Source organism: Neisseria sp. P0021.S007 (assembly GCF_051956855.1).
Map to the genome: position 1 here is coordinate 1 of NZ_JBQCXA010001237.1, position 512 is coordinate 512.

1 protein-coding gene is annotated in these 512 nt (G+C 49.2%); it reads left to right on the top strand.

The window, feature by feature from the left end; all coding sequences use genetic code 11:
• Nucleotides 1-512, top strand: a 512-nt coding sequence (locus tag ACTHUR_RS18505; RefSeq protein WP_440400230.1) for an aminoacyl--tRNA ligase-related protein, incomplete at both ends; no start/stop codon positions are given.

Genomic DNA, 512 nt, shown 5'->3' on the forward strand with positions numbered 1-512 from the left:
GTCATTGCCGACATCGTGCGCAAAGAAGTCAACAGCTACAAACAACTGCCAAAAAACTTTTACCACATCCAAACCAAATTCCGCGATGAAGTACGTCCGCGCTTTGGCGTGATGCGCGCGCGCGAGTTCATCATGAAAGACGCTTATTCCTTCCATGCCGACTATGCCTCGCTTCAGACGACCTATCAAGATATGTACGACGCTTATTGCCGTATCTTCACCCGTTTGGGTTTGGAATTCCGTCCTGTTGCCGCAGATACTGGCAGCATCGGCGGTACCGGCTCTCACGAATTCCAAGTATTGGCTGAAAGCGGAGAAGATGTTATTGCATATAGCGACACTTCCGATTACGCCGCCAATATCGAATTGGCACCGACTTTGCCGCTTAAAGGCGAACGCGCTGCTGCTCAGGCCGAGTTGACCAAAGTACATACACCAAACGTCAAAACCATTGAGTCTTTGGTTGAATTCCTGAATATTCCGGTTGAACAAACCCTCAAATCCATCGTGGT